Annotated in this window: 25 protein-coding genes, 4 tRNA genes and 1 pseudogene; 12 read left to right on the forward strand and 18 right to left on the reverse strand. The window is 67.0% G+C overall.

Translation table 11 applies throughout. The features are described from left to right. Positions 1–1,793: cell wall-binding repeat-containing protein (locus ACPYOG_RS11560; RefSeq protein ID WP_481294375.1), on the forward strand; the 1,793-nt coding region annotated here is incomplete at its 5' end. 32 nt (positions 1,794–1,825) lie between these two features. Here the strand turns inward: ACPYOG_RS11560 and ACPYOG_RS11565 are convergent. Together ACPYOG_RS11565 and fdhD are read right to left on the reverse strand one after the other, a co-directional pair. Continuing rightward, a complete protein-coding gene (locus ACPYOG_RS11565) occupies positions 1,826–4,120 on the reverse strand; it encodes an FdhF/YdeP family oxidoreductase (RefSeq protein ID WP_481294376.1) in 2,295 nt (764 codons plus the stop codon). Beyond that, a complete protein-coding gene (gene fdhD / locus ACPYOG_RS11570) occupies positions 4,120–4,983 on the reverse strand; it encodes a formate dehydrogenase accessory sulfurtransferase FdhD (RefSeq protein WP_481294377.1) in 864 nt (287 codons plus the stop codon). Before fdhD ends, ACPYOG_RS11565 begins: the two co-directional genes overlap by 1 nt. Before the next feature lie 110 nt (positions 4,984–5,093). On the opposite strand from fdhD, the gene ACPYOG_RS11575 reads away from it, so the two are divergent. From ACPYOG_RS11575 to ACPYOG_RS11590, 4 genes are all read left to right on the forward strand, one after another. Further along, positions 5,094–6,353 carry a molybdopterin molybdotransferase MoeA gene (locus tag ACPYOG_RS11575; protein WP_481294378.1) on the forward strand — a complete coding sequence of 420 codons (1,260 nt, stop codon included), beginning with the start codon at positions 5,094–5,096 and terminating at the stop codon, positions 6,351–6,353. Beyond that, positions 6,346–6,912: a molybdenum cofactor guanylyltransferase gene (gene mobA / locus ACPYOG_RS11580; RefSeq protein WP_481294379.1), complete on the forward strand. Its 567-nt coding sequence runs from the start codon at positions 6,346–6,348 to the stop codon at positions 6,910–6,912. The genes ACPYOG_RS11575 and mobA overlap by 8 nt, the downstream gene beginning before the upstream one ends. Positions 6,913–7,033: 121 nt before the next feature. Further along, positions 7,034–7,330 (forward strand): helix-turn-helix domain-containing protein, encoded by a 297-nt coding sequence (locus ACPYOG_RS11585; protein ID WP_481294380.1) that lies wholly within the window; start codon positions 7,034–7,036, stop codon positions 7,328–7,330. Then, entirely contained in the window at positions 7,327–7,458 is a 132-nt protein-coding gene (locus ACPYOG_RS11590) for a hypothetical protein (RefSeq protein ID WP_481294381.1), read from the forward strand. Before ACPYOG_RS11585 ends, ACPYOG_RS11590 begins: the two co-directional genes overlap by 4 nt. A 72-nt stretch (positions 7,459–7,530) precedes the next feature. Here the strand turns inward: ACPYOG_RS11590 and ACPYOG_RS11595 are convergent. The 3 genes from ACPYOG_RS11595 to ACPYOG_RS11605 form a co-directional block, all read right to left on the reverse strand. Then, a tRNA-Val gene (locus ACPYOG_RS11595) sits at positions 7,531–7,602 on the reverse strand. Positions 7,603–7,628: 26 nt separating this feature from the next. Beyond that, a tRNA-Cys gene (locus ACPYOG_RS11600) sits at positions 7,629–7,699 on the reverse strand. A gap of 68 nt (positions 7,700–7,767) precedes the next feature. Further along, positions 7,768–7,840, reverse strand: a tRNA-Gly gene (locus tag ACPYOG_RS11605). Between the two features lie 168 nt (positions 7,841–8,008). On the opposite strand from ACPYOG_RS11605, the gene ACPYOG_RS11610 reads away from it, so the two are divergent. Continuing rightward, positions 8,009–8,084, forward strand: a tRNA-Val gene (locus ACPYOG_RS11610). Positions 8,085–8,334: 250 nt separating this feature from the next. Here the strand turns inward: ACPYOG_RS11610 and ACPYOG_RS11615 are convergent. The 9 genes from ACPYOG_RS11615 to ACPYOG_RS11655 form a co-directional block, all read right to left on the reverse strand. Further along, the gene (locus ACPYOG_RS11615; protein WP_481294382.1) at positions 8,335–9,057 is read right to left on the reverse strand and encodes a hypothetical protein; all 723 of its coding nucleotides are present in this window, start codon (positions 9,055–9,057) and stop codon (positions 8,335–8,337) included. Positions 9,058–9,414: 357 nt separating this feature from the next. Then, the gene (locus tag ACPYOG_RS11620) at positions 9,415–9,870 is read right to left on the reverse strand and encodes a hypothetical protein (protein ID WP_481294383.1); all 456 of its coding nucleotides are present in this window, start codon (positions 9,868–9,870) and stop codon (positions 9,415–9,417) included. 226 nt (positions 9,871–10,096) lie between these two features. After that, a complete protein-coding gene (locus ACPYOG_RS11625; RefSeq protein ID WP_481294384.1) occupies positions 10,097–10,375 on the reverse strand; it encodes a hypothetical protein in 279 nt (92 codons plus the stop codon). Further along, entirely contained in the window at positions 10,372–12,615 is a 2,244-nt protein-coding gene (locus ACPYOG_RS11630) for a glycohydrolase toxin TNT-related protein (RefSeq protein ID WP_481294385.1), read from the reverse strand. Before ACPYOG_RS11630 ends, ACPYOG_RS11625 begins: the two co-directional genes overlap by 4 nt. Then, entirely contained in the window at positions 12,612–12,968 is a 357-nt protein-coding gene (locus ACPYOG_RS11635) for a DUF6507 family protein (protein ID WP_481294386.1), read from the reverse strand. The genes ACPYOG_RS11630 and ACPYOG_RS11635 overlap by 4 nt, the downstream gene beginning before the upstream one ends. Next, positions 12,965–13,339, reverse strand: coding sequence for a hypothetical protein (locus ACPYOG_RS11640; protein WP_481294387.1), 375 nt, complete (start codon positions 13,337–13,339; stop codon positions 12,965–12,967). Before ACPYOG_RS11640 ends, ACPYOG_RS11635 begins: the two co-directional genes overlap by 4 nt. Next, positions 13,339–14,358: a DUF6177 family protein gene (locus tag ACPYOG_RS11645; protein WP_481294388.1), complete on the reverse strand. Its 1,020-nt coding sequence runs from the start codon at positions 14,356–14,358 to the stop codon at positions 13,339–13,341. Before ACPYOG_RS11645 ends, ACPYOG_RS11640 begins: the two co-directional genes overlap by 1 nt. Positions 14,359–14,385: 27 nt before the next feature. Continuing rightward, entirely contained in the window at positions 14,386–14,700 is a 315-nt protein-coding gene (locus ACPYOG_RS11650; RefSeq protein ID WP_481294389.1) for a pore-forming ESAT-6 family protein, read from the reverse strand. Positions 14,701–14,718: 18 nt separating this feature from the next. Next, on the reverse strand, positions 14,719–15,054 hold the full coding sequence (locus ACPYOG_RS11655; RefSeq protein WP_481294390.1) for a WXG100 family type VII secretion target: 336 nt from the start codon (positions 15,052–15,054) through the stop codon (positions 14,719–14,721). A 112-nt stretch (positions 15,055–15,166) separates the two neighbouring features. Between ACPYOG_RS11655 and ACPYOG_RS11660 the strand changes: the two genes are divergently transcribed. The 5 genes from ACPYOG_RS11660 to eccCa are packed head-to-tail and all read left to right on the forward strand — an operon-like array spanning position 15,167 to position 22,332. Beyond that, entirely contained in the window at positions 15,167–16,102 is a 936-nt protein-coding gene (locus ACPYOG_RS11660; RefSeq protein ID WP_481294391.1) for an FHA domain-containing protein, read from the forward strand. Beyond that, the gene (locus tag ACPYOG_RS11665) at positions 16,099–16,386 is read left to right on the forward strand and encodes a hypothetical protein (RefSeq protein WP_481294392.1); all 288 of its coding nucleotides are present in this window, start codon (positions 16,099–16,101) and stop codon (positions 16,384–16,386) included. The genes ACPYOG_RS11660 and ACPYOG_RS11665 overlap by 4 nt, the downstream gene beginning before the upstream one ends. Then, positions 16,383–17,687: a ubiquitin family protein gene (locus ACPYOG_RS11670; protein WP_481294393.1), complete on the forward strand. Its 1,305-nt coding sequence runs from the start codon at positions 16,383–16,385 to the stop codon at positions 17,685–17,687. The genes ACPYOG_RS11665 and ACPYOG_RS11670 overlap by 4 nt, the downstream gene beginning before the upstream one ends. Beyond that, on the forward strand, positions 17,684–18,421 hold the full coding sequence (locus tag ACPYOG_RS11675; RefSeq protein WP_481294394.1) for a hypothetical protein: 738 nt from the start codon (positions 17,684–17,686) through the stop codon (positions 18,419–18,421). The genes ACPYOG_RS11670 and ACPYOG_RS11675 overlap by 4 nt, the downstream gene beginning before the upstream one ends. Then, positions 18,418–22,332 carry a type VII secretion protein EccCa gene (gene eccCa / locus ACPYOG_RS11680; protein WP_481294395.1) on the forward strand — a complete coding sequence of 1,305 codons (3,915 nt, stop codon included), beginning with the start codon at positions 18,418–18,420 and terminating at the stop codon, positions 22,330–22,332. The genes ACPYOG_RS11675 and eccCa overlap by 4 nt, the downstream gene beginning before the upstream one ends. 35 nt (positions 22,333–22,367) lie before the next feature. Here eccCa and ACPYOG_RS11685 read toward each other — a convergent pair whose 3' ends face one another. From ACPYOG_RS11685 to ACPYOG_RS11695, 3 genes are all read right to left on the reverse strand, one after another. Then, positions 22,368–22,865: a hypothetical protein gene (locus tag ACPYOG_RS11685; protein ID WP_481294396.1), complete on the reverse strand. Its 498-nt coding sequence runs from the start codon at positions 22,863–22,865 to the stop codon at positions 22,368–22,370. Beyond that, the gene (locus tag ACPYOG_RS11690) at positions 22,865–23,191 is read right to left on the reverse strand and encodes an alcohol dehydrogenase catalytic domain-containing protein (protein ID WP_481294397.1); all 327 of its coding nucleotides are present in this window, start codon (positions 23,189–23,191) and stop codon (positions 22,865–22,867) included. Before ACPYOG_RS11690 ends, ACPYOG_RS11685 begins: the two co-directional genes overlap by 1 nt. A 61-nt stretch (positions 23,192–23,252) precedes the next feature. Next, positions 23,253–23,756 carry a TetR/AcrR family transcriptional regulator gene (locus ACPYOG_RS11695; RefSeq protein WP_481294398.1) on the reverse strand — a complete coding sequence of 168 codons (504 nt, stop codon included), beginning with the start codon at positions 23,754–23,756 and terminating at the stop codon, positions 23,253–23,255. Positions 23,757–24,478: 722 nt separating this feature from the next. On the opposite strand from ACPYOG_RS11695, the gene ACPYOG_RS11700 reads away from it, so the two are divergent. Next, positions 24,479–24,655 (forward strand): hypothetical protein, encoded by a 177-nt coding sequence (locus ACPYOG_RS11700; protein ID WP_481294399.1) that lies wholly within the window; start codon positions 24,479–24,481, stop codon positions 24,653–24,655. Positions 24,656–24,888: 233 nt separating this feature from the next. Here ACPYOG_RS11700 and ACPYOG_RS11705 read toward each other — a convergent pair. Next, positions 24,889–25,383 (reverse strand): annotated as a pseudogene (locus ACPYOG_RS11705) (hypothetical protein); the annotation flags it as partial.

Here is a 25,383-nt window from a genome sequence, read left to right on the forward strand (position 1 = left end):
GTGAGAGCACGGATTACGTCAGCTCCCACTTCCCCTCCCAGTGGTCGGGTGCGACGAGTGCCGGACTGATCCGGGGCGCGTACCACTTCGCTGCGCCGAACGTCTCGAGCGGCGCCACGCAGGCACAGTACTTCTATGCGCACGGCGGCAACTGGGCACCGGATGGGCGGACCCTCCCGCCGTTGCTCGACATCGAGTACGCGACCGACGGCAGCGGCACCTGCTGGGGCATGTCGACGGCAGCCATGTCGTCGTGGATCGCCGACTTCGTCCACACGATGAAGGCACTGACCGGGATCCCGCCCGCGATCTACTCCACGACCAACTGGTGGAACCAGTGCACGGGCTCCAACAACACTTTCGGCGCGTACCCGCTCTTCGTGGCGCGGTACGGAACGACCACCCCGGGCGCGCTGCCCGCGAGCTGGTTGAACTGGACCATGTGGCAGTACGCCGACGCGGGAGTCTTCACGGGTGACCAGGACATCTTCAACGGTACCTGGGCCCAGCTCCAGGCCTTCGCGTACGGGGCGCAGAGCCACCCGCCGATCGGATCCTACGACACGGCGACCGTGACCTCCGGGTCGCCGTTCAGTGTGACCGGCTGGGCGATCGACCTGACCAACCTGGCGGCCTCCAGCCAAGTGCAGATCACCTGGAACACGCCGGCGGGGATCACCACGACGACCGTCACCGCGAACGCCAGCCGTCCCGATGTCGGCAACGTATATCCGTCCGCCGGCGCCGCACACGGCTTCGCGGTGCAGGCGCCATGGAGCGGATACGGACAGTACGGGGCGTGCATCACCGCGCTGGCCCTCCCGGGCGACAGCGCCGGCAACGCCTCGCTCGGCTGCAAGACGGCCTTCATCTCGGCGGCGATCGCAACCGCGCCCGCAGCGACCCGCTTGGCGGGGTCCGACCGCTTCGCCACGTCCGTCCAGGTCTCGAAGCAGGCGTTCCCGACCTCGGGTGTCCCGGTGGTCTACGTCGCTTCGGGGCTGGACTTCCCTGACGCCCTCTCCGCCGCGCCGGCCGCCGGCGCTCAGCACGGCCCAGTCCTTCTGACGATGCCCGGCGCCGTCCCGGCGGACGTGCTGGCCGAGATCCAGCGGTTGAAGCCGGCGAAGATCATCGTCGTCGGCGGGACCAGTGCGATCACCGACGACGCCCTCACCCAGCTGCAGGCAGTGGCGCCGGTGACCCGCATCGGTGGCGCCGATCGCTACGACACGTCACGGCAGATCGCGGCCTACGCCTTCCCGAACGCCACTGCCGCCTACATCGCGGCCGCGAACAGCTTTGCGGACGCGCTGTCGGCCGCGCCCGTGGCCGCAAAGAAGAACAACCCGCTGCTCCTCGTCAACGGCGCGACCATCGACCCGGCGACCCAGGCCTATCTGACCGCCAAGTCGGTGCACTCGCTCACGCTCATCGGCGGTTCGGATGTGGTCGGCGATGTCTGGTCGGTGCAGCCCCAGAGCCAGGGGTCGACGGTCACCCGCATCGGCGGATCCGACCGGTTCGCAACCAGCGCGCTGCTGGCCGCCTCCGGTTACGCCGCAAACGGGGCAGGGACCGTGTACGTGGCCTCCGGAATCACCTGGCAGGACGCCCTCGTCGCCTCCGCTGCAGCGGGCTCCGCATCCCGCCCGCTGCTCCTGGTCCGCGCCGGCTGCGTGCCCCGCGTCATCGGGGACCAGATGGTCCGCCTCGGCACGACGGCGACGAAGATCACCGGTGGCACGAACGTGCTGACCTCCGACATCGAGGGCCTGCAGGTCTGCTACTGAGCTGAGCTGAGTGGACGGGCGTGGTCACCCGTTCACTGCTCCACGGCCTCCAGGCGCACGATGACGGCCTTCGACACCGGGGTGTTGCTCCCCGTGGCAGCGCTTTTCAGGGGCACGAGGACGTTCGCTTCGGGGTAGTACGCCGCCGCGCATCCCCGTGCCGTCGGGTAGGACACGATCCGGTAGTTCGGGAGCACGCGGTCCGGCTCGTCGCGCGATTCGCTGATGATGTTCACGCGCTGACCGTCGGAGAGCTGGAGTTCGGCGAGGTCGTCCGGGTTGACGAAGATCACGTCCCGGCCCTTCGTGATGCCGCGGTAGCGATCGTTGAGGCTGTAGATCGTCGTGTTGAATTGGTCATGGGAGCGCATGGTCTGCAGGATCAGCCGGCCTTCCGGCCGCTCGAGGTGCTCCAGTTCGTTGACGGTGATCATCGCCTTGCCCGTTGCGGTGTCGAAGCGGCGCGCGTCGCGGGGACCATTGGGCAGGACGAAGCCGCCCTTCCGGCGAACGTCTGCGTTGAATGCCTCGAAGCCCGGCACGACCCGGCTGATGTGGTCGCGGATCACGTCGTACTCGTCTTCGAATCCGGCCCAGTCGATCCCGTACCGGTCGCCGAGCGTCGCCCGCGCCAACCGGCAGACGATGGCCACCTCCGAGAGCAGGCCGGGTGCCACCGGGGGCACCGCGCCGTGGGTGGCATGCACAGCGCAGACGCTGTCCTCCACCGAGAGGAACTGCGGACCGCCCTTCTGGAGGTCCACCTCGGTGCGGCCGAGCGTCGGCAGGATCAGCGCCTCCTCCCCGGTGACGACGTGCGAACGGTTGAGCTTGGTCGACACCTGCACCGTCAGTCCAGCGCCGCGCATGGCCGCCTCCGCAGCAGCGGTGTCGGAGATCGCTGCGACGAAGTTGCCGCCCATCGCGAAGAAGACATCGATCTCGCCGCGCTGCAGACCGGTGATCGTCTGCAGGGAGTCGAAGCCGTGCGTGCGCGGCGGGTCGAAGCCGAATTCCCGCTGAACGGCGTCGAGGAAGCTGTCGGGCATCCGCTCCCAGATCCCCATCGTCCGGTCGCCCTGCACATTGCTGTGACCGCGGATCGGAGAGGCCCCCGCGCCGGGCTTGCCGATGTTGCCGCGCAGCAGCAGGAGGGTGATCAGCTCCTTCAGGGTCGCAACCGCATTCTTCTGCTGCGTCAGACCCATCGCCCACGTGATGATCGTGCGGTCGGAGCGCACGTAGAGGTCCGCCAGCAGGTCCACCTCGTCGAGAGTGAGGCCGGTGGCCTCCAGCACGGTGGCGTCGTCGAGCGCGGCGATGTGCTCGCGGAACGCCTCAAGGCCCAGGGTGTGCTCGGCGAGGAACTCGTGGTCGAGCACGGTGCCCGGAGCGCGGTCCTCGGCCTGCAGCACACGCTTCGACACCGCTTGCAGCAGCGCCATGTCGCCGCCGGAGCGGATCTGGAAGAAGTGATCGGCGATCTGGGTGCCCGTGCCGATGATGCCGCGCGGCCTCTGCGGGTTCTTGTAGCGGATGAGGCCGGCCTCTGGCAGCGGGTTCACGGCGACGATCGTGGCGCCGTTCCGTTTCGCCTCCTCCAGAGCGGTGAGCATGCGCGGATGGTTCGTGCCCGGGTTCTGCCCCATCACGATGATCAGTTCGGCTTTGCCGAAGTCGTCGTAGGCGATCGTCGACTTGCCGATGCCGATCGTCTCGCTCAACGCGGTGCCGGTCGACTCGTGGCACATATTGGAGCAATCGGGGAGGTTGTTGGTCCCGAATGCGCGGGCGAACAGCTGATAGGCGAACGCCGTCTCATTGGCCGTGCGGCCGGAGGTGTAGAACGCGGCGCGATCCGGCGAGCCGAGCGAGTTGAGGCGATCGGCGATCACCGTGAATGCCCGGTCCCAGCTGATCGGTTCGTAATGATCCGAGCCCGCCTGCTTGTAGACGGGCTCGACGAGGCGACCCTGCATCCCGAGCCAGTACTCCGACTTGTCCAGCAGGCTGCTCACCGAGTTCTCGGCCCAGAAGCTCGTCGGGACCGTGACCGGCGTCGCCTCCCAGGTGACAGCCTTCGCGCCGTTCTCGCAGAACTCGAGGAGGTTGCGCTCGCCCGGGTCCGGCCAGGCGCAGCTCATGCAGTCGAAGCCGTTCTTCTGGTTGATCGCCGTCATCAGCTTCGCAGTACGCAGCGGACCCATTTCGGCGATGGCCGGCTCCATCGAGTGCAGGATCGCAGGCACTCCGGCGGCCCAGTCCTTGTTCCGGCCGACCTGCAGGCCGGGGTAGTCGGTCCCAGGGTTCACGTCCCTGTCATGCATCAGACCAGTTCCTCCTGTTTCCGGGTCTTCCCCGCAGTGACGACGCGCTCTCGCCCCGAGTAGACGACCATCGAGTTCCCTCGCAGGAACCCGACGACGGTCAGCCCGAGCTCCTGCCCGAGATCGACGGCCAGGGATGACGGCGCCGACACCGCCGCCAGCACGGGGATCCCCGCCATCGACGCCTTCTGCACCAACTCGAAGCTCGCGCGACCGGACACCATCAGGACGGTCCCGCTCAGCGGGAGCCTCCCCTCTTTGAGCGCCCAGCCGACGACCTTGTCCACAGCGTTGTGCCGGCCGACATCCTCGCGCAGCACCAGCAGCTCTCCGGTGGCGGCATCGAACAGCGCGGCTGCGTGCAGGCCCCCCGTCTGGTCGAACACGGCCTGCCCGGCGCGGAGCCGGTCCGGCAGTGCGCTCAGGAACTCGTCGGAAACGGTCACCGGGTCAGCTCCCACCGGATGGTGGGACCGGGTGCGCACGGCGTCGATGCTCGCCTTGCCGCACAGTCCGCAAGAACTGGTCATGTAGAAGTTGCGATCGAGGCTCACGGCGGGACGCGCGACCCCGGGCGCGAGGGTCACATCCAGAACGTTGTAGGTGTTCTCCCCGTCAGCCGGGAGGCCGGCGCAGTAGCGGATGGCGAGGAGTTCCTCGTTGTGGGCGACCACTCCCTCGGAGACGAGGAAACCGGCGGCCAGGTCGAAGTCGTGCCCGGGCGTACGCATCGTGATCGACAAGGGCGTTCCGCCGAGCCGGATCTCGAGCGGCTCTTCGACGGCGAGGAGGTCCTCGCGGTGGGACTCGGCCCCGCCGACTTCGATCCTCGTGATGCGTCTTCGCGCCGTCCTCCTGCTCATACAGCAGGCTTATCACAGCGTACGCGGCGGGTCATACTCGAATCCGCTGAAGAAGCGCATCGACGTCAGCAGGGGAACGATCCGCCCAGCGCGGGCCATACTCGAAGGCGATGAGTACCACGGCCGCGAACAGACACGACAGACGGATGGCACGGGCCGCCTGGCATGACGCCCGGGCGATCGCGCTTGCGGCTGGGGCGGCCTCCCTGCTGCCTCAGGAGACCGTCGCGCTCGCCGACGCTGTCGGACGCCACCTGGCAGGCGACCTGCTCACCGACATCGATCTCCCCCATTTCGCCTCGGCAGCGATGGACGGCTGGCTGGTGGCGGGCGATGGACCGTGGAAGCTGGAAAGTGAGGTCGTCGAACGGTTCCGGGACGGCCTCCCCGCGCGGGGCTTCGCACGCCCCATCGTGACCGGGGCGCTCGTGCCGGCCGGCGCAACCGCAGTACTCCGCAGCGAGAGCGGTTCGGTCGCTGATGGCATCCTCCGCTCGACCGTCGCACACGAGCCGCGACCGGGCCAGCACATCCGGCCGGCGGGGATGGAGGCTGCGCGCGGCGAGCGCATCGTCGCCTCCGACACTCTGCTCAACCCGGCACACGTCGCACTCGCCGCCGCCACCGGACGCGATGAACTCGCGGTGCGCGCCGTGCCCCGCGTCGGGCTGGTGCTCACCGGTGACGAAGTCGTGACCGCGGGCATCCCGGGTCCCGGACGCGTGCGGGACAGCTTCGGCGTCCAGCTGCCGGCCTTCATCCGCATGCTCGGCGGCACCGTGACAGGAGCGACCCGCGTGCGCGACGACGTGGATGGAACGGCGCGCGCTCTCGACGAGGCCGACGTTCCCGTGGTCGTCTCCACCGGCGGTACCGGTACCTCGCCCACGGACCATGTCCGCGATGCCCTCCGCATGCTCGATGCGCGGATTCTGGTGGACGGCATCGCGATGCGTCCGGGAGGCCCCACGACTCTGGCCGTGCTGCCGGACGGCCGGTTCGTCGCGGCTCTTCCGGGGAACCCGCTCGCGGCGATGCTGGGTGCGCTCACGGTGGTCGAGCCACTGCTTGCCGGGTTGGCTGGTCGACCGTCCGCCCAGCTCAGGCCGGTGGTCGCCGCCGCAGCGACGGGGCGCGACGGAGCGACGACGCTCGCACCGTTCACGTGGGTGGATGGCCGGGCGACGGTGACCGCCTGGCGCGGGGCCGCCATGCTGCGTGGGCTCGCCGATGCCAGCGGCATCCTCGTGGTGCCGGAGGAAGGGATAGGCGAGGGCGACACCGCCGACAGTATGGTGTTGCCCTGGTCGGGCTTCGACGCGCAGCTCGCTGCTCCGGGACCCATGACAGTGGAGAGCCGGCGTGGCTGAGCGTGTCCCGGCGGAGGCCGCCATCGTCGTCGCAGGCGGCCGGTCGACCCGGTTCGGTAGCGACAAGCTGCAAGCGCAGGTGGGCGGTCGGACTCTCCTGCTCCGGACGATCGAAGCCTTGAGCGACTGCCGGACGGTGGTCATCGTCTCGGCCGCCGATCACGCTCTCCCCCGGGACATCGTGTGCGTGTCCGAGTATCCGCGGTGGGGTGGCCCGTGTGCGGGGATCGCCGCTGGAGTCGCCGCCCTGCCGGAAGGCACGAGCGAGGCGCTCATCGTCTCGGCGGACCTCGCACAGCCGGCCGACGCGATAGCGGTCCTTCACGGTATGCCGCCGGGAGTGCTCGCCGATCACGACGGCAACATCCAATGGCTCCTCGCGCGTGTCCCGCTCCCCGCCCTACGGATGCGGCTGGCGCACCTTCAGGCGACGGGCGGGGTCGCCGGGGCTCCGGTGCGCGCGCTCATCGGGCGGCTCGACCTCCCGATCGTCCGTGTCAGCGCCGACGTGGTCGCGGACGTCGACGAACCGCGCGACCTCGACACCGTAACGGAGTGAGCCCGGTCCGGCCTACGCAGATCAATTCCACTCACGATCGCGAAGTAATGGCGAGCAAACTATTCATTAATGGACTTATGGCCCGGTATGCTCGTCACTAAAGGTCGGGGAAGGGGCGGTTATGACAAGCGAGCAACCAGCCAAGGTCGTCCACGCCGCCAAGCAGATCGGCGACGACTTCGCGGGCTGGCGCAAGATCCTCGGCCTCACCACCCAGCAGGTCGCCGAGCGCGCGGACATCACCCGTGACACCCTGCGCAAGGTCGAGCACGGCGACTCCACCGTCGGTTTCCACGTGGTCCTGAAGGTGGCACGCTCTCTTGGCATCCTCGACACCCTCGCCGGAGCTCTCGACCCGCTGAGTACGGACCTCGGGCGCGCCCGCGCGGCGCTGCTCAACCGGCAGCGCGTGCGGTGATCCATTACGTCGCACTCGAGCTGCACCTCGAGCTCGGCGGTTCCACGGTGTTCGTCGGCCACGCCCACACGCTCCTCGACGCCGCAGCCGCCCAGCCGACCATCGTCCGATCGACCAGAGCGAAGTAGTCGCCACTCGCCGGAGGTTGGACCACCGCGGAAACGACGAAACCCCCGGCGTCCCGGGGGTTTCTCTCTCTGTGGGCGATACTGGGATCGAACCAGTGACCTCTTCCGTGTCAGGGAAGCGCGCTACCGCTGCGCCAATCGCCCGAACCTGAGCGCAAAGCCCAGGACCGAGGTGGATACGGGATTCGAACCCGTGTATACGGCTTTGCAGGCCGCTGCCTCGCCTCTCGGCCAATCCACCGAACGCCACAACACGGATAAAACCCGCACCGTACCTGAGAGGCCCGATCCGAGGACCGGGCCGACTCGAGCGGATGACGAGATTCGAACTCGCGACCCTCACCTTGGCAAGGTGATGCGCTACCAACTGCGCTACATCCGCATTCCATCCCGCAGTTCCCTGCGGCACGTGGAAGACTCTATCCGATCCGGCGGGACAAGACAAAACCGGTTACGCCCTCCGGGTGTGTCGCCTGAAGGGCCTGTGTCGATGTGCATCCACGGCCCGGAGTCGGCTAGTATCGAATCTCGCAGCCGCTCGCGGATGCACGGGCGATTGGCGCAGTTGGTAGCGCGCTTCCTTCACACGGAAGAGGTCATCAGTTCGAGTCTGGTATCGCCCACCAGAGTAAAACCCTCGGTCAGCCGGGGGTTTTCTTCGTTTCAGGCGGAGCGGATCTCGGCCCAGAACCCAAAGTCATCGCCCGCGTCGAGAACGAACTTAGCCGCCGGCCTCGGATCACTCTCGGCGATCGAGCGCCAGCCGACCTCTTCACGACACTGCTAGCCTCCCAACCTCACCCCTCGTTGCGATGACGCTGGAATACAAGCCGCCGTTGACGCACTCTCAGCACTACCGAGTTCCCCGGACGGGAGCTAGAACGTTGGCACCTGCTCCTGGGCGCGGCTGATACCGCGAAGACGCTTAGTGTCAAGGAGGTGACGCCAGACCTCGGCTGCCTGCTCTGGTTCCCACGTATCGGTGGTGATGAGAGTGCCGGTGCCATAACGCTCCGTATACGCTCCCTCCACATGCTCAAGTTGACGGGAAATGGAGTCGGAAACCCACGCCTCGTAGCCCCAGGACGGAAACCCGGGTCCCGAACGGCGCTCGCCACGGCGGTCTTGCAGCGGCGGGTCGGTGAAGACCAAGAATTCAGGCTGCCAGATCCGCGCGAACTCCCGGATCAGCAGGTGCGCGTGATCACGGGCAGGCAACGCCAAGCTGGCACCGTCAAAAACCAGGCTGATCGTATTCGTTGCGAACGGGTCGGCGAACGCGCCGAAATACCCGTTCTCGCTCTTATCAGCAATCGTGCCGCCCCACTCGCCGATAAAGAACCTGGGCCGATACTCGTTCGGGAGCGGCTTTTTGTCTTCATCAGTCATCGGGGAATTGATCACCAAACTACGGATCGCATCGAAGTCGGTGATATCGATCGGAGTGGTGTACTTCTGATTCCACGGGCCGGCCAAGGGAGCGCCCAGGGAGGTAAGAACTTGAAACGAGGCGTAAAAACGCTGAGCGATCTGCTCGATCGGTTCAGCGCGCGCCCCCCACGAACCCAGCAACGTGTGCTTGACCTCGTGATGGTACATGCGGGCCCTTCCTGCGAGATTCATGAGATCCGTGATGGCGGCTGACTCCCGCCCCTAGCTTCTGCGTGGCGCCACCTCAACCGTTCCGGCAGTGCGACCTGCCTGGACCTATCGAAGCACTTGTCGCCAATAGCTAGAGGGATCAGACACCCCACTCACCATGAGGCTGACGAGCGGCCGCTATAAACGCCGAGAGCTTCATCTCGAGTCATAGGTAAATCTCCCCCAAATTTGTCTCAAGACGCCGAGGCCCATCAGATATTCAAGAGGCATTGGAAGTTCGTATTGAACACCCCGCCACGCTCCCAAATCCCGCCGCATGGCGGCCTCGAGCGCTTCATTTGGGGCTGAGTCGGGTCAAGTCTGCTCATTGATCCGCGCTTGACCCTCCGCCAGCCTCTGCTTCAACCATTCTGGCTGGTGTACTTCGTCACGAGGGAACTTCTTCGCGTCATTCACATAGGCGACCGGATCAATAGGGGTATCCCACCCAGGCTCATCGTCATAGTTATACTCTGCCGTCGCCGACCCGTCGGCGGTGACTGTCAAGTGGACACCGAACCACGTTCCAGAGCCAGGGCGATAGGACGCACGGCGAAGTTCGCTGGTAGCAGCGATCAATTCCTCCGTCTCGCGCGGAGAGTCCGCCTGACCGCCGGGGGTCTTGTACCGGCCGCTCGGATTGAGCGCGAGCACCCGTGTCTCCTCGGCCACGGCAGTTGCATTCACGAAGTAGTCGATTTGCGTGTCCCCGGGCTTCAGCATCCGAAATAGGGCCCCAGCCGCGTCGTCGAATGCCTTCTTTTCAGCCACCAAGCCTTGAGGGTCAGACATTGGGGAACCTCATCGTGATCGGTGGTTCGCCATCGACACTGAAGTCATGTCGAACCCGTATGGTTCTCTGCCGCCCCATTGTAGTGAGGGCGCACCCCAACTGAGCCCAAATCGCCCAACACGAACGAGAAGACGCAAAGGCTCCCGGGCGGGGCCGATACCGGGCTGAGTCGTGTCAGTTGGTTTCTCGCGGCCGCCGCATTCTTCAGTGCCCACGACCAAGGCGCTCCTGCCGGAGCAGGAAATACCTATTCGTTGCGCGTGTTTTGTTCAGAAAGTCTTGAAGAGCACTCGCCTCGTCCTCGTAGGACTTTTCATAACGGGGATTCGCGCGCTCATCCGTCGAATAGACCCGCCACCCGAGGCCGTTCGCAAGGATCCCGACTTCATCAGCGCGGAGGTAGCTGCGCTCGAAAAAATTGCAGTGGATGAGCTTCTCGCTGTCGATCGCTTGCTCAACATCTTCTCGAGTTATCTCGCTCATCTGAGTATCTCCCGAACCAGGCCAAGCTGTAGAAGATAGTCAACAGGCAACGGCAACTCGATTTGCACGCCTCCGCCACGGCTCCCAAATCCTGGCGCGATTTCACCCAAATTCGTCGATAGCTTCACATCGAACCTTTCCATATATTCCGCGATCTCACTCTTGAGTTCACCATTCGGAACGGCATCAATCAGCTTTTGGATTTGCGAGAAGTCCCCGACAACTCGGTACTGGTGATACTGGGCCGGGTCTTCGACGTATGGTAGCGACCGCTGATCGTAGCTGTATGGTCCCGTGTCTGGCACAGGAGAGGTGTAGCGACCATCCGGGGGGCCATATCGGTCGATCACTTCTCCGATTGGAGGAACATACGCTTCCTTAACCGCCTCCCCTGTGGACGGGTCGAGGGAGTATCCGCCGTGTGGCACGTTGTTATTCCAATCAATCGATCCGTCCGGGGCGAGCACGGTCGCATCTCGCGGTATTTGCATGTCCGCGGGCCACTGACCGGTCTCGAGAAGGTGTTGGTATCCGATCGGATCATCATGCTGCAGAAAAGCATAAAGCTGGTCTGTGGTGAGGTGGCTTTGGCCGACTATCGCACTGATGTTGCGTCCAGTGGAATCAACAGCTGGAGCGACATGGTGCCCCGAATCGTCCCCGCTGGCGTGGTCGGGTGTACCTCCCCCGTGGCGCGCGCTGGCGCCAATGTCGCCGCTATGGTCGTGACCCGCGGCGACAAGGTCGCTAGGAGCGCTTGCCCCATCGTGGCTGACAATTTCACCTGGGGCGTGCGAGAAATGCACCGCGGAATCACTGGGGGCATGCCCGATCTCGCCGGCGCCGTGTGCGTCGCTGCCGGGCATCTGCCCGTCCTCTACGTGCGGCCCATCATGGACGCCGACGTGCGGTGCCGAGTCAGGCATGTGGATATGGACACCGCCCGGCGACGAGACCTTCCTGTCCAGCGCGCCGCCGTTGTCGAAGAGCTTGCCCAGGTGTTCGGGGAGGATCTTCGTGACCTTCGAGGTGACCTCTTCGACCTTCGTGAGCGCGTTCGCGACCATCTCGAGCTTGGTGCCCATCGTGATCGCCTTGACCGCGCCGCCGACCTCGCCGACACCGGGGATCAGGAAGGTGAGGACGTTGAACGCCGTCCCCCCGAACGCTTCGCCCGGGTTCTTCGACCACTCATCCCAGGAGACCAGGCCCTTGAACATGTTGACGCTGTTGTTGACGGCGTCCCGGTAGATCGGCACACCCAGACCACCGAGGACCCAGGTCGCCGGATTGGTCGCCAGGAGCAGCGAGCCAAGACCGGTGAACGTGCCTTCCCACGCTTTCCCGGCATTGCCCCAATCGCCCCAGGCGTTCGTCATCGGGTTGTAGCCGATCAGACTGCCGAGGCCCTGCAGAGTCTGCAAGCCTGCAGTACCGAAGCCGTGCCAGACCGACTCGCCGCAGTTGCGGTCCTCCTCGACGCGGTGACCCCAAGGCAGATCAACGGTATTGTCGCCAGACTGCTTCAGCTGCCACGCCTCGACCGCCGTCAACGGTTCGACGCAGTCGTCCCGCTCCTTATCGATCCTGTTCCCGCACTCCACCTCGAAGCCGTTGACCTTCGCATACGCGTCCGCCACCCGATCCAGGAGCTGGTTGTTCCGGTCCACATGCCACGACGACTCCAGCCAGGACGCCTTGATCTGTGGCACGCCGCCATGCATCCGCACGGTCTCGCCTCTGCTGCGGAGGTAGGCGACCGGATCGTTGCCGGAAGCCGTTCCGTGCGGGCCGTACGCGCTGGCCTTCGGGTCGAATTCGTACTTCTTCGTCCCCGAGGCGTGCACCCAGACGCGGTGGTGCGAGTCGAAATCCTTCAAGAAGTCCAGCGCATCCTTCTTGATGCCCCTCAAGGTCGACTTCACCGGGCCGAGCTCGTCCGCGAACGAATTCAGCGCTTTCGCGATCCGGTCGAGTTTGCCGGCGAAGGTGCGCGCCGACTCCGACGCGGGAGTCATCGCTGCGTACACTACGTGCGCATCCGGCGCCACGAACGACGCCTGCAGTGCGCTCCACGACGTGTCCACGCTCCCCGTGGCGGCGCGGATCGCGGTGGCATTGCCCGTCAGCGACGCGGCGGCGGCCCGGATGTTCTCCGGGCTCAGATCATCCCCCGGGATCTTCGCCGGGATGATCAGCCCGTCGCCGGCGGCGGTGTCCTTGGCGCTCGCCACCGTCACTGTCCTCCCTGGAAACGGGAAGCATCCGCCACCGTCGCCGCATCGCCGGCGCTGGCGATCGTCGAGGACGCCATCTGCTCGTCGCCGGCGAGGAACGCGTTGGTCGCGTTGGCCGTGGCTTCGATACCCGCGCTGTAGCGGTTCATCATCGGCCGGAGCCGACTGGTGGACTGCTCCTCGAGAAAGCCTGCGAACGCTTTGAGAACCACCCCGTCGAAGCCCGCGCCCGACTCGAGGTGGCCACCCGACTCCTTGGTCAGGTTCTCCAGCGCGGCTCCCACGGCCTGCACATGGGTGCTCGCGTCGTCCAACGTCTTTCCGATGTTCGCCGGTTCCAGTTGCCAGCCGCTCATGCGTCCACTCCCCCCAATGTCGCGCCTCTCACGATCGCTTTTCCGCCGGTTGCCTGCTCGAAAGCGAAGAGCAGCGTCATCCCCCGCTTGAAGTCGGCGAACGGGATCACGCCCTCATACCAGTAAGCGGTGTCTTCGGGCACGTCACCGTCGCCCTCTCCCGCGAGCACCCGGCGGATGTCGCTCTGGGTCTCCACCTTCCGGGGCCGCCCGAGGGTGAGCACGGGCGTGTCGTCGATCTCGCTGAAGCTCACCGCACCTCCGCCACCGACCTCGCGGGCAACAACCGGCGGGTTCAGCAGTTCGGCGAACTCCCGTTGTTCCTCCACCGGGATCCACAGCGGAGTGAGCAGGACGAATTCCAAGGGCATCAGTCCGCCCGCCTCTCGCCGTTGAAAGCGCGGCTGAGTGCGTCCGTCCCGAACGTTTCCGCGATACGTCGGGCCTGCTCCCACGGCGGCACTGCGGAATCGCCGAAGCTCGCGACCAGCGAAGGGATGCGTTTGCGGCCGGCCGGAGCGACATCGAACTCGTCGGCCAGCGCCTCGAAGTCCACGCCGAGCGTCCGGACGGCGCGCGGCCCGACGAGGATCGCAGCCGGCACGGGAAGCGGCTGGAGCTCAGTGGACACACGTCCGTCACGCCACCCCGGGACGACCGAGACCGAGCCGATCATCGGCATCGCCACCGACCCGGCCACGCGTGTCAAGGCGCGCGCCGCGATGTCTGCGACCTCCCGCGTCGGGGTATCCACCAAGCCGATCGGAGCGACGGCGGTGACGGTCTCCTCGACCCCGGAGGTGGAACGTCGCACGATGCTCACGCCCTGGAACACTCCTCCGCCGCCGGCCAGGATCGTGCGACCCTCCGGCATCAGGCCGCGAAGTGCGTCGGTGTACGAGTTGGCATCCCACGCCAGCATCGCCGGTTCGTGCACGCCCCAGGCGGCGAGCTCGCACCCAGCGAGCTCCCTCGCCAGGACCCCGGCGACAGTGCCCAAACGCAGATCGGCCGTCGCGCTGTGATGCACGGATACGGTTGCGACGGCCTGCAGCAGCTCGTGACCCGCCGCGGGTTGCACATCGCTGCGCGGTCCACCGGGCGTTCCCAGTTCCGACACGTCCGCGTAGTGCACTCCGGCGAACGGATCGAGAAGACCGGTCGCCGTCCTCACCAAGCGGATGCCCTCGGAGATGTCCAGGTAGTAGCGCGCCGCGAAGGTCCACCAGGCGTCCGGCCGTGTGATGACCACCGGCACCAGCCCCGCACTGGTCGCGGAACGCAGGAAATCGGCCAGCGTCTCGCTCAGGAACACGGTCGACACGCGCGATTCGACGCACGCGTACCGCCCCGCCACGCAGTCCAGCAGCGGATGATCGAACTCAGTCACCCGTTTCAATCCCCCCGGGAATATCGGTCAGCCGATGTTGGCGACGGCGGACTTCGCCTTGCCGATCGCGGCCTGCGCGGTCTCGTCGTTGGTAGCCATGGACTGTTTCAGCGTCGTGATGATCTGGCGCACGCCGTCGGCGGCGTGTTTCCACCGCAGCTCCTTGGCCGCGTAGTCATCCGAGACTCCGGTCGCCTGGTAGTCGGACATCGCCGTGCGCACATCCTGATCGCGCTGATCCATCAACGCCTCCAGGCGGGCGGCGACCCGCAGGAAATTGTCCTGGGCCGCCTGCGATGCGCCGAGATCGAAGTCGCGCCGGTCGAACTGGTTTCCAGCCATGAGAATCCTGCTCCTTCGTTATCGGGTCGCGCAGAACCGGGCGGCGTCGAACGACACCGAACCTTGCGTGGAACGGGTCTGCTCGGACATGTCCTGATCGCCCTGCTGGAAGGACTTGTCCATCCCCGAGATGCCTCCCAGGACCGCCGCCAGCGCGGAATTCAGCTCCGCCGCGATCTGGTCGGTCTGCGACTTGAATCTGTCGAATGCGGCACGGCCGGCACCGTTGAACGTGCCTTCCAGCGGCTCCCCCGCCGCAGCCAGCTGCTTCACCAATGCCCCGAGGTTATCGGTAGAGGTCGAGGTCTTCTTCGTGAGCTGCGTCAGAACGTCAGCTCCCATCGCGAACTTCACGCGGCGGGTTCCCTTCACTACGGCGGACCGGGTTGTCTACGTCAGCTACCCTAGAGGCGCAAACCCGCAGCAGCAAAGCCCCGCAATGAATTCACACATCAGGAGACGCACGGTGACCGACCCCGCTCCCCGTCTGGCAGCCGAGCCCAGCCGGAGACGCCGGCAGGTCCCGATCGGTGCACCGTCGATCGCGTCACCGATCGCCGTCGCTGCAGCCGTGGGGTTGGATCTGCTCGTCCTGCTGCTCGCGACCGCGCTGGGTGTCGCAGCGTCGGGCCCCGGCGGTGCACTACTCGCGATCATGGTGATTCTGGCCCAGACGGGTGCGCTGCTCTGGTGGGGCCGGAGCGTCGGCTGGCGTGCGATGGGCCTGCGACTGGTCACCGACTCCACGGGTTCGCCTCCCGGATTCCGGTGTGGGACTCTCCTCATAGCGGACATCAGGCGCGGGCGCGATCCCGTGGACCCGTTCATCACCCCGCCGCTTCTTCCCTCCCAGGCCGCGCCCTCCGCGCCCCGGGCCGCCGAACCAGTCGTCCAGCCGATCGCGGCACCCCTCACTCGATCGAGGGAGACCGCGACCCACCTGGACGCTCAGTCACGAACGACGGCCAGCACGGTGGAGGATCCCCGAGCGCAGCTCCCGCCTGACACCGCGAGCGCCCCAGCGGATCTGGAGGTGACGGTGCTTCGCCCGTCCGCCCTCCGCGCGGGCGGGACGATCCTGGTCCTGGATGGGGACCGCCGCCTGCCGATGGCGTCGCGGATACTGATGGGCCGCAACCCGCCGGGCGCCGACGACGTGACGGTCGTGGCCATCCCGGACCTGAGCCGCGAACTGTCGAAATCCCACCTGCTCCTCGAACAGGACGCGGACGGATCGGTGTTCGTCACCGATCTGCAGTCGACGAACGGGACGACCGTGAACGGTGTCCTCGTGCGCGCCGATGTCCGGATTCCCGTGAGCCACGGTTCGACGATCAGCGCGGGAGGTCACACGGTTCAGGTGTTGTCCCGCATCCGCGCAGAACACGGGGCGATGGCGTGAGCAGACACGACGATCAGGCACTGCTGGAAGCCGTCCGGACGCACAGAGAACGGCTGCGCGGCGCGTTCGTGTTCGGCTCGCTGGGCAGCCGCCGATCGTCATCGACATTGATCGGCAGGCTGATCGGCAGCATCGTCGTCGGGGCTCTCGCCGCAGCGGTCTGCGCTGGGGTGTCCTTCGCGATCAGCGTCCTCCCGGCTCAGACGGCGCACAGCGCCACGACCACACCGGTGGCCTCCCCATCGCCGACCCCGCTGAACGGAACGGAAGGTGCAGGCCGATGACGGTATTCACGCGGATCACTGTGATCGGCTCGCTGAAGCGCGCAACGGTCGTGGTCCCGTCGGACGAACCGGTCGGAGCGCTGGTCCCCGAGATCGCAGACCTGATCGCGGAGCCTCAGGTCTCCGGCCGCATGACGCTGGTCGGGATGCTCGGCGACGAGGTCGAATTGGATGCGACCGCCCGCGATCAGGGGCTGATGGATGGGAACGTGTTCCGGCTCGTGCCGGTGGCCGACGTGCCTCCGCCGCCCGAGGTCGCGGACGTGACCGACGCGGTCGCGGAGACGCTGGACGCGTCTGGAGGACGCTGGAATCCACTCCATCGCGCGGCGGTCGGCGGCACGGTGCTCGCAGCGCTCTCGCTCACGGCGACGCTGACGGCACTGACCCGATCCGCCTGGGCCGCGGCGCTCGTCTTCGCTGTGTTCACGGTCGCGGCAGCGGTGACCGCGCGACTGGTGTCCCGCCCGGCAGGGATGGTCGTCTCCGCCGTGGCTCTGGGCGCTGTCCCTGCGACGACGCTCGCGATCGGGGCTCTGCTGCCGCCGAACAGCGCGTCCCTGCTCGCCCTGGTCCTGATCGGGCTCGGGCTGGCGTGGGTCGCCGTCGGCCTCGGAATCGGCGGAGGCGGGATGCGGGCCGCCGCGGTGGGCGCGATCGTCGGTGTCGTTCTCAGCGTTGCCGGTACCGGATGTCTTCTCCTCGGCATGCCCGTATCCGCTGCCGCCGCGGTGCTGACCGTGCTCGTCACCGCGGCACTCGGAGCTCTGCCGATGCTGGCGTTGAACGCGTCCCGGCTGACGGCGCTGGATGACCTGGTGATCGCGGGCGCGCCGTCGACGCGATCCACAGTGGCCGGTCAGGTATCGGACGCGTATGCCGTTTTCGGCTGGGCCGTCTACGCTGTGGCCGCCGTCGGCGCCGTCGTACTGATCGCGCTGCTGACCGCCGGAGGTGTCTGGCCGAACATCCTGGCCGCCGGGCTGCTCCTGGTAGTCCTGCTCCGCACCCGGGTGATGCCGCTGGCGTACCAGGCCTGGCCGCTGTGGCTCGCCGGCGCGCTCGGTGGGATCGTCGGCGTCGTCGCGAACGGCCACTGGCAGCCGGGCGAACTCATCGCGGGGTGCGCGGTTGCGGCGGCGATGGTAGGCGTACTGGTGGCGGCCCAACCTCGCGCCCACACGCGGGTGCGGTTGCGCCGGTCCGGCGACCTCCTCGAGGCGCTCGCAGTTCTCGTCATGGTGCCCGCGCTGCTCGGAGTGTTCGGCGTGTACGAGCTGATGCTGGGAGCGTTCCATTGAGCGTCCTGATGGCGACCGCGTCGGGTCAGGCCGAACTGGTCGGCGCGGCCTCCCAGGCCGCGGCTCCCGTCGGTGTGGGGAGGCGGTTCTCGTTCATCGGCCTGCATCCGCGAGTCGGCACCTCCACGGTCGCGGCACTCACGGCCCGGGCGCTGGCGCGCGGCAGGAGCGGTCGGACTCTGCTCGTGGGCGCGACATCGGACGAGCGCGGCACTGTTCCCGCCGGCATCGCCGACGGGATGCCGAAGACGCTACCCGAGAACCTCCGGTACGAAGACGGCACATTCCGGCTCCCCATGACGGCAGCATCGGTGGAAGCCGCACAGTGGAGAGCACACGTGGCCCCGATCGCCCGCCACTTCGACATCGTCTGCACGGATTGGGAGAACGGCGCCGATCTGCCCGAAATACTGTACCGATCCCAGACCGGGCAGGCCGTGTGCATCGTGGCGCCGTTCGCGCGCACCGATGCGGAATACGCCGTGGCGCTGGCCCGCGCCCTCCATGCCCGGACGAACTCGTCTGCCGTCATGGTCGCCTTCGTCGATGCGACGGGAACCGGGTCCACCTGGCCCCGCCAGGCCGCTGCCCGACTGCCGTTCCCCACAGTCGCCTTCGGCTGTGACCGCAGACTGGCGTCGGATCGCTCGCCCGGCTCGCGCTCGGTTCTCGCGGCCACGCTCACCGCCGCCGCCTTGATGCGTGCGAGTGACCCCGCGGGCGGTGCGGAATGAGCGTGAAGCTGATCAACCGGCCGGCGCGGATCACCGCTCCGCTGACACCGCCGGGAGAGAGCTCCCTCGCAGCACCGCCTGGTCAGGGGGATGCCGCGCCCGGCGGATTCCCGCTCCACACGATGCTGCCGGTGCTCGGATCGATGTCGTCGATCACCATGATGGTGGTGATGCGCGGCAACCCCGTGATGGTCATGGTCGGCGGGCTCGTCCTCGTCGTCGCGCTCGTCGGTGGGGTGGGGATGGCCGTCGGCCAGCGGGGAAACGCGGCGCGGGCCCGGAAACGGGAACGTGAACGCTACCTGGACTACCTCGAGACCCAGCGCGCCGAACTCCGCGCTCTGCACCTCGACACCCGCCGGGATGCCCTGCTGCTCAACCCCGAACCGGCTTCGCTGACCGACATCGTGCGCGATCCCGAACGGCTTTGGGAGCGACGGCGCACCGATGTCGACTTCTTGTGTCCACGGGTCGGATCGGGCGTGGTGCCCTGGGTCCCGCTGAGTCTTCCTGCAGATCCCAACCCGGTGCAACCGCACGACGCCATCATGGCGGGCGAGGCGCGATCCGTGCTCACCAGCCACACCCCGATCGCGGGGATGCCCGTCGCGGTGAGCCTGCGTGACGCAGGGCACGTTGCGGTCGTCGGCGATCCGGAATCTCTGTATCCGGTGATCCGTGCCCTGCTGGCCCAGCTCGCCGTGTTCCATGCGCCCGGCGATCTGCAGGTCGGCATCGCGGTCCCGCCCGAGAAAGCCGCGGAGTTCCGCGGCGCCGACCTACTGCCGCACCTGCTCATGGAGGAGTGGGACGGTCCCGTGCAGGCGCGAAGGATCGCTCCCAGCCCGACAGCTCTCCTCACGCTGCTGCGCGACGAACTGACAGGCCGGGTCACCCGCGCGCTCGCGCGGCAGCGTGGCAGCGCCGGCCCGACCGCCGAGACACTGATGATTCTCATCGTCGACGACACCGGCGACGCGCCGACGCCGCTCGCGCTGCCCGAAGGTCTCAGCCCCGCACAGCTCGGGCTCACGGTGATCACCCTGGTAACGGAACGGCTGCGCGAACCGAGCGACACGCGCCTCCGCCTCGCCCTCACCGGAACGCTCGACGGCGTCACCGTTGCGATCGACGACACCCGCGCGCCTGGCCGCCTATCCGTGACGCAGAGCGCTGACACCCTGAGCGAGGCACTGTTCGCCGCCCTCGCATCCCGCCTCGCGCCGCTCCGCCTCTCCGCAGCGTCCCGCGCCGAGTCGGACAGCGCGCGAGACATCGACGCCCTGGAACTCCTCGGCATCACCAGCATCGCCGAGGTGAGCCCCGCCCGCTGGCGGCAACGCGGCCAGCAGGACTTCCTCCGCGTTCCGGTCGCCATCGGCGGCGACGGCGCACCTGTCGTGATCGACCTGAAAGAGTCCGCCCACGGCGGAATGGGACCGCACGGCATCTGCATCGGCGCGACGGGCTCAGGCAAGAGCGAGTTCCTGCGCACCCTTATCCTCAGCCTCGCGGTCTCACACAGCCCCGAGGATCTCGCGATGATCCTCGTCGACTACAAGGGAGGCGCTGCATTCACGCCCTTCGCGGGCCTCCCCCACATCGCCGGGCTCATCGACAACCTGGCGGACGACGCTCAGCTGATCGAGCGCGCCCGCGCCTCCATCCAAGGCGAGATCGTGCGCCGGCAACGCCTGCTGAAAGACGCCGGCGGATTCGCGTCGATCACCGACTACCGGACGGCCCGCGCGACGAATTTCGATCTCGAACCGCTCCCGCACCTGTTCGTCGTGATCGACGAGTTCGGGGAACTGCTGACCGCGGAACCCGACTTCATCGACCTGCTGCTGCAGATCGGCCGCATCGGGCGCGCGCTCGGCATCCACCTGCTGCTCTCCAGTCAACGCATCGAGGGCGGCAAACTGAAAGGTCTCGACACCTACCTCTCGTACCGCATCGGACTACGGACGTTCTCGGAGCAGGAGTCCTCGGTCATCCTGGAAACGCCGGACGCCTTCCACCTTCCGCCGATACCCGGGTATGGCTACCTCAAAGTCGACACCACCGTGTACACGCGCTTCACAGCCGGCTACGTCTCCGGGCCCCTCCCACCCGACGCCGCACGCGAACTGCAGGACCAGGACGAGAGAGGCTGGGGAGTCATCCTGCAGCCGACGTACAACACCATCGACTCCCCGTCTCGGACAGGAGATGAGCCCTCGGGAGCCGGCGCTGGGGCCGGCACTCCCGCCGGTCCCACACTCATCGACGAGACCGTCTCCCGGCTGCGGCCGGGAACGACGCCCACCAACCCGATCTGGTTGCCGACGCTGCCCGACCGGTTGCCGCTGTTCCAGATCATCGACCACCCCGGCAGGGCGCCCCTGCACGTCCCGGTCGGCCTTCTCGACGACCCACTGCACCAGGAGCAGCGGCCCTGGGAGCTCGACCTCACCCGAGCGGGCGGCCACTTCGCGATCATCGGAGCGCCGCAGACCGGACGCACGACCTTCCTCCGCGCCTTCGCCGCCGGTGCGGCGAGTGCGACCACGCCGCGCCAGGTCGCCATGTACGGCCTCGACCTCACCGGCGCAGGTCTGAGCCGCCTCGAGGACTTCCCCCACGTCGGCGGCGTCGCCACCCGAGCTGACCGGGAACAGCAGGTGCGACTCCTGGAAGAGCTCTCCGGGATGATCGCCCACCGCGAGACGCTGTTCCGGACCCACCGCATCGAGTCCCTCGCCCAGTTCCGCAGCAGGCACGCCGCCGGGGAGCTCTCGAGCATCGTCGCCCCGGACGTCGTGCTCCTCGTCGACGGGTACGGGCTGACCCGCACCGACTTCGAGCAGCTCGCCGACCCGCTCGCCGACCTGCTGAGCCGCGGCGGTTCGTTCGGCATCCACCTCGTCCTCGCCCTTACCCGGTGGAACGAGCTGCCCATGAGTCTGCAGCCTCTGATCGGCAACAAGTACGAACTCCGGCTCAACGACCCGGCGGAGTCGAGCATCAAGCGCAGACTCGCCGAGACGATCCGCTCGGACCAGCCCGGGCGGGTGCTCACAGATGCGCAACTCTTCGCACAGGTCGCGCTTCCCGCGATCGACGACGTGGAAGACGACGATCTCGGCGACGCGCTCACCGCTCTGGCGCAGCAGACGGCGGCGGCCTGGAACGGCCCGGCCGCATCCCCGATCCGGCTCCTGCCCGAGGACCTCGCCCCGGAGAGCCTTCCGGATGAGTTCGACGAACCCGACCACCTTCCGATCGGACTGCGGCAGGACACGATGGAGCCGGCCTCCCTGGATCTGCGGGGCACTGACCAGCATGTCCTCGTCCTGGGCGACGCCGCCAGCGGCAAGACCACGCTGCTCCGTCAGCTCATCCGCGGCCTCATCGACCGGAACACCCCCGAAGAGCTCGTCATCGCCCTGATGGAGCCGCGCGGGACTCTGGCCGACGCGGTTCCCGACGACTACCTCGGCGGCCACGCCAACACCGTGACCAAAGCGAAGCAGCTGGCCGCGGCACTCGCTCTCGAGCTGGACAAGCGCCAGAACGATGGCGCGCCCTCGCAGCTGCGCATCGTGCTCCTGGTCGACGATTACGACATCCTCGCCACCGGCGGCAACAACCCGCTGGAGCCTCTGCTGCCGTACCTGCCGTCTGCGCGGGACCTGGGCCTCAACGTCATCGTCACCCGGCCCGTCGCAGGGTCGGCCCGAGCGCTGTACGAGAACACCATCCAGACGATCAAAGACACCGGCGGAACGGGTATCGTGCTCTCGGGCGAGCGGTCGGAAGGCCCCCTCTGGCCCGGCGTCCATGCGAGCCAGGCTGTCCCGGGACGTGCGAAGCTGGTTCGCCGCGGTCAGCCGCCGAGGCTCATCCAGATCGCCAACCGGATGCGGTAGTGCGTCGGGCTTCCGCGGGAATCGCCAGGCCGCTTTCATGCCGAACCCACTTTGCCAGGCTGTCTGTCAGTCAGTTCGGCTAAGCAGGAATCCGCAGGGTTCCTCCGCGTATTCTCGACCAACGAAAAGTTCTGCCGTCCTGGCCCGAAGGCGTGCCAATGGCGATCGGCTTGCGGACGTTTGGTGACCGGCGGGGCTGGGCTGGGACGGGTCAAACGCAGCGACTGGTGCTGACCCCCGATTCCTTGGTGCGAGGTGTGAGCAGCAACGGTCGGCTGCTTCGCCGGCGTAGTAGTGAGGTGGACGCCGATCGGGATCGCGAACGGTGAGAAGTTCGGGATGGTCCACTCGTCGCTGAGCGCGCCGACGAAGCACACGATGCCGTCGGAGCGAGTCAGCGCGAGCACATCCGGGAGTACTGCGCCGCTGACGAATTCGAGGGCTGCGTCGAGACCGTCCGGCGCGATCGCGCTAACGGCGACCGGGAGGGTGTCGTCGTCGATGACGACATGGTCGGCGCCGACGTGGCGCATCAGGTCTGCTCGAGCTGGGTTGCGCGTGCTGGCGGTGGAGTGTCGAAGGGGATCGTGTCCGCGGCGTCGACGATGGTGTACTCGGCGTAGCTACCGTCGATGGTGCGGCCGAGACCGCCCATCATCGTCGCGACCTTCTGCCCGATCGGTAGATCGACGCCGTCCCCGACGGCGTCGACGACGCCGACAGCCTCGATGCCCTGCACCCGAGGGAACGAGAAGTCAGGCCCGGATTCCCCTTTTCGGCTGTTGACTTCGGACTCGTTGATACCGAAGGCACGGACGCGGATCCGGACCTGCCCGGCCGCAACTGCTGGGATCGGCACCTCTGTCACGATGAGGCCGTCAGGGGGAACGGGGCCGGTCAGCCGGATGGCTTGCATCGTCTCAGGCGTGGTGTTGTTCCTTCTTGTGGCTTCGGTGATCGGCTGCGGCGAGTCCGACGATGGCTTCGTAGGGTCCGCGCACTGTTGCTTCGTCGAGCGGCGTGTCGGGGTGGGCCAGGCGGTGACTCCACCAGCCCCACAGCAGGGCGTTGATGGCGAGCGCGATGCGGGTGGGGGCAACGGGCTGCAGCATGAGGAGGGAATCGTCCTCGACTGCCTGGAGCACTGCCGCCACATGGGGATCCCGCGCGCCGCGGTGGCGGATCTCCTCGTAGAGACGGATGTCGGCCAGGCTCGGGCTTGTGGAGCCGATCGTCGCGTCGACGAGCGCGTCGACGACGTCCGCAGCGGTGCGGGCACCACGGAGCGGGGCCGCGTAGCGAGGCTCGAGATCGCTGCGGGTGGAGTCCAACGCGGTCAAGACGAGGCCCTTGAGGGTGGGGAAGTAGTAGGTCACCGACCCCAGCGGCACCTCGGCGTGCGCGGCAACACCCCGGTACGACACCGCACTGATCCCGTCGTATCGCCGCTGCTAGCCGGCACGGCCGGCTACGCACTCATCGGCTGGGCAGACCTCGATGCGCTGGGCTGGAGAACGTGGGCAGTTGCGACTGGTTAGGCACAGCGAGCTAGTCGCAGTGATCTCAGACATCGAGCACGTCCGCACTGACTTGGTCTACACGGGCGCGGAATCTTCCTGCCAGGACTCGTAGTAACAATTACAGGCGGTGAAAAGCTCCCGCTCCTGCCCTTCGAGCGACCCGGGTTTCTTCCGCACGCGAGTAAGGATCCGGCAGCCGTCGCTGCGGAGATTCGGGCAACGGTCTTCGGCGACGCTGAAGGCGACAGGTGACCCAGCCAACCATCGGTTCGCGGGCGCACAACGAGCGACCGGCTGGCGGACTGGCGGCATCAGTCCCTTCGGCGCTGGGGGGTCGCGTTGCGCCAATTCCGGCGGGGGTGGATTCTTCTCTCGGAGGAGCTGAGGCGGAATTCCAAAAGGAGAGTGATGTCGTTGATACCTAGTCAGCAGCCTGGCTGGGTGCGGCCGACGATGTATGTGGCCTCCGTCCTCGTCGTCGCAGGCTTGGTCGCCCTGGCCATTTTCGGCGCACTGCACGCTGGCCTATGGCCAGCCGTCGCCGCGGCGGTGCTGATGATCACGGGGTTCGCACTTTGGCTGTTCGCCGTCGTCGCGTACCGGAGAGCAGGGGGAAAGCGAATCCGATGAAGTACGTCTTCCGATACGTTCTGCCGTCCATATTCGTAATGGCGGGAGTGCTATACGCGGTGAGCGCTGCCGCGCACGGATCTACGGGCAAGATATTCGCGGGAATCATCGTCGCGGTCGTCGGCGCGGCAGCCTTCTTTGTCATGAGGTGGGCTACCAAGGACCTCCGGTGAGCGCCACGGGGGAATGTCGGCCAGGACTTCGGAACTCTGGTGAACGTCTTTACCATCAGAACCCATTGAACCCTGAACGAGTCGTGCATCGCCCCGCGGGGGCGCGCCCGCAAGCCGATGGTGGCCAGGATCTCTGTCCACCTCAGACCAACGCGCCACGTCACGCTCATGTGAGACAACGGGGATACCGCAGGATGAAATCTTCTGTTGCATGTAGCCCGTCTTCGAGAGGGTCAGTCCGGCGGAAGCTGAAATGCCCCACCCGCTTCGGTGCATTTTTGTTGGAGATCGGTGACGGCCTGGTTGGCCTGGTTGGACTCGGCCACGGTCAGGGTCGGATCACGCGAGATGTTGATTCGTTCGCCAACGCTGGTGATGAGCGACATGTCATCGGCGATCGACTGCCATTGGGGGTCCGACTGAGCCGCCCGTTGCGCGGCCGCGGTGGCGGATTCCTGATGTGGGAATTTGACGTCTATTTTCTCCTCGAAGGTGGCCCCAAAGTCCCTGCAGGCCTTCTGAACGATCTGCTGGGCGTCGTTCGCGGCCGGCGCACTGCTTTCTGCCGGCGTTGGCGTGTCCGTGGGAGTGGCAAGGGGTGACCTAAGAGCCGAGGCGCTCGGCGACGCAGGGGCCGGGATGAAAGGTAGCCTCCCGGACAGCGCGAGTGCGGCGCCACCTGTCGACACGAGCACCGCAGCCACGATAAGCGACACCAACATGGCCAT

Source organism: Leifsonia sp. HAY1-4F, from assembly GCF_056755275.1.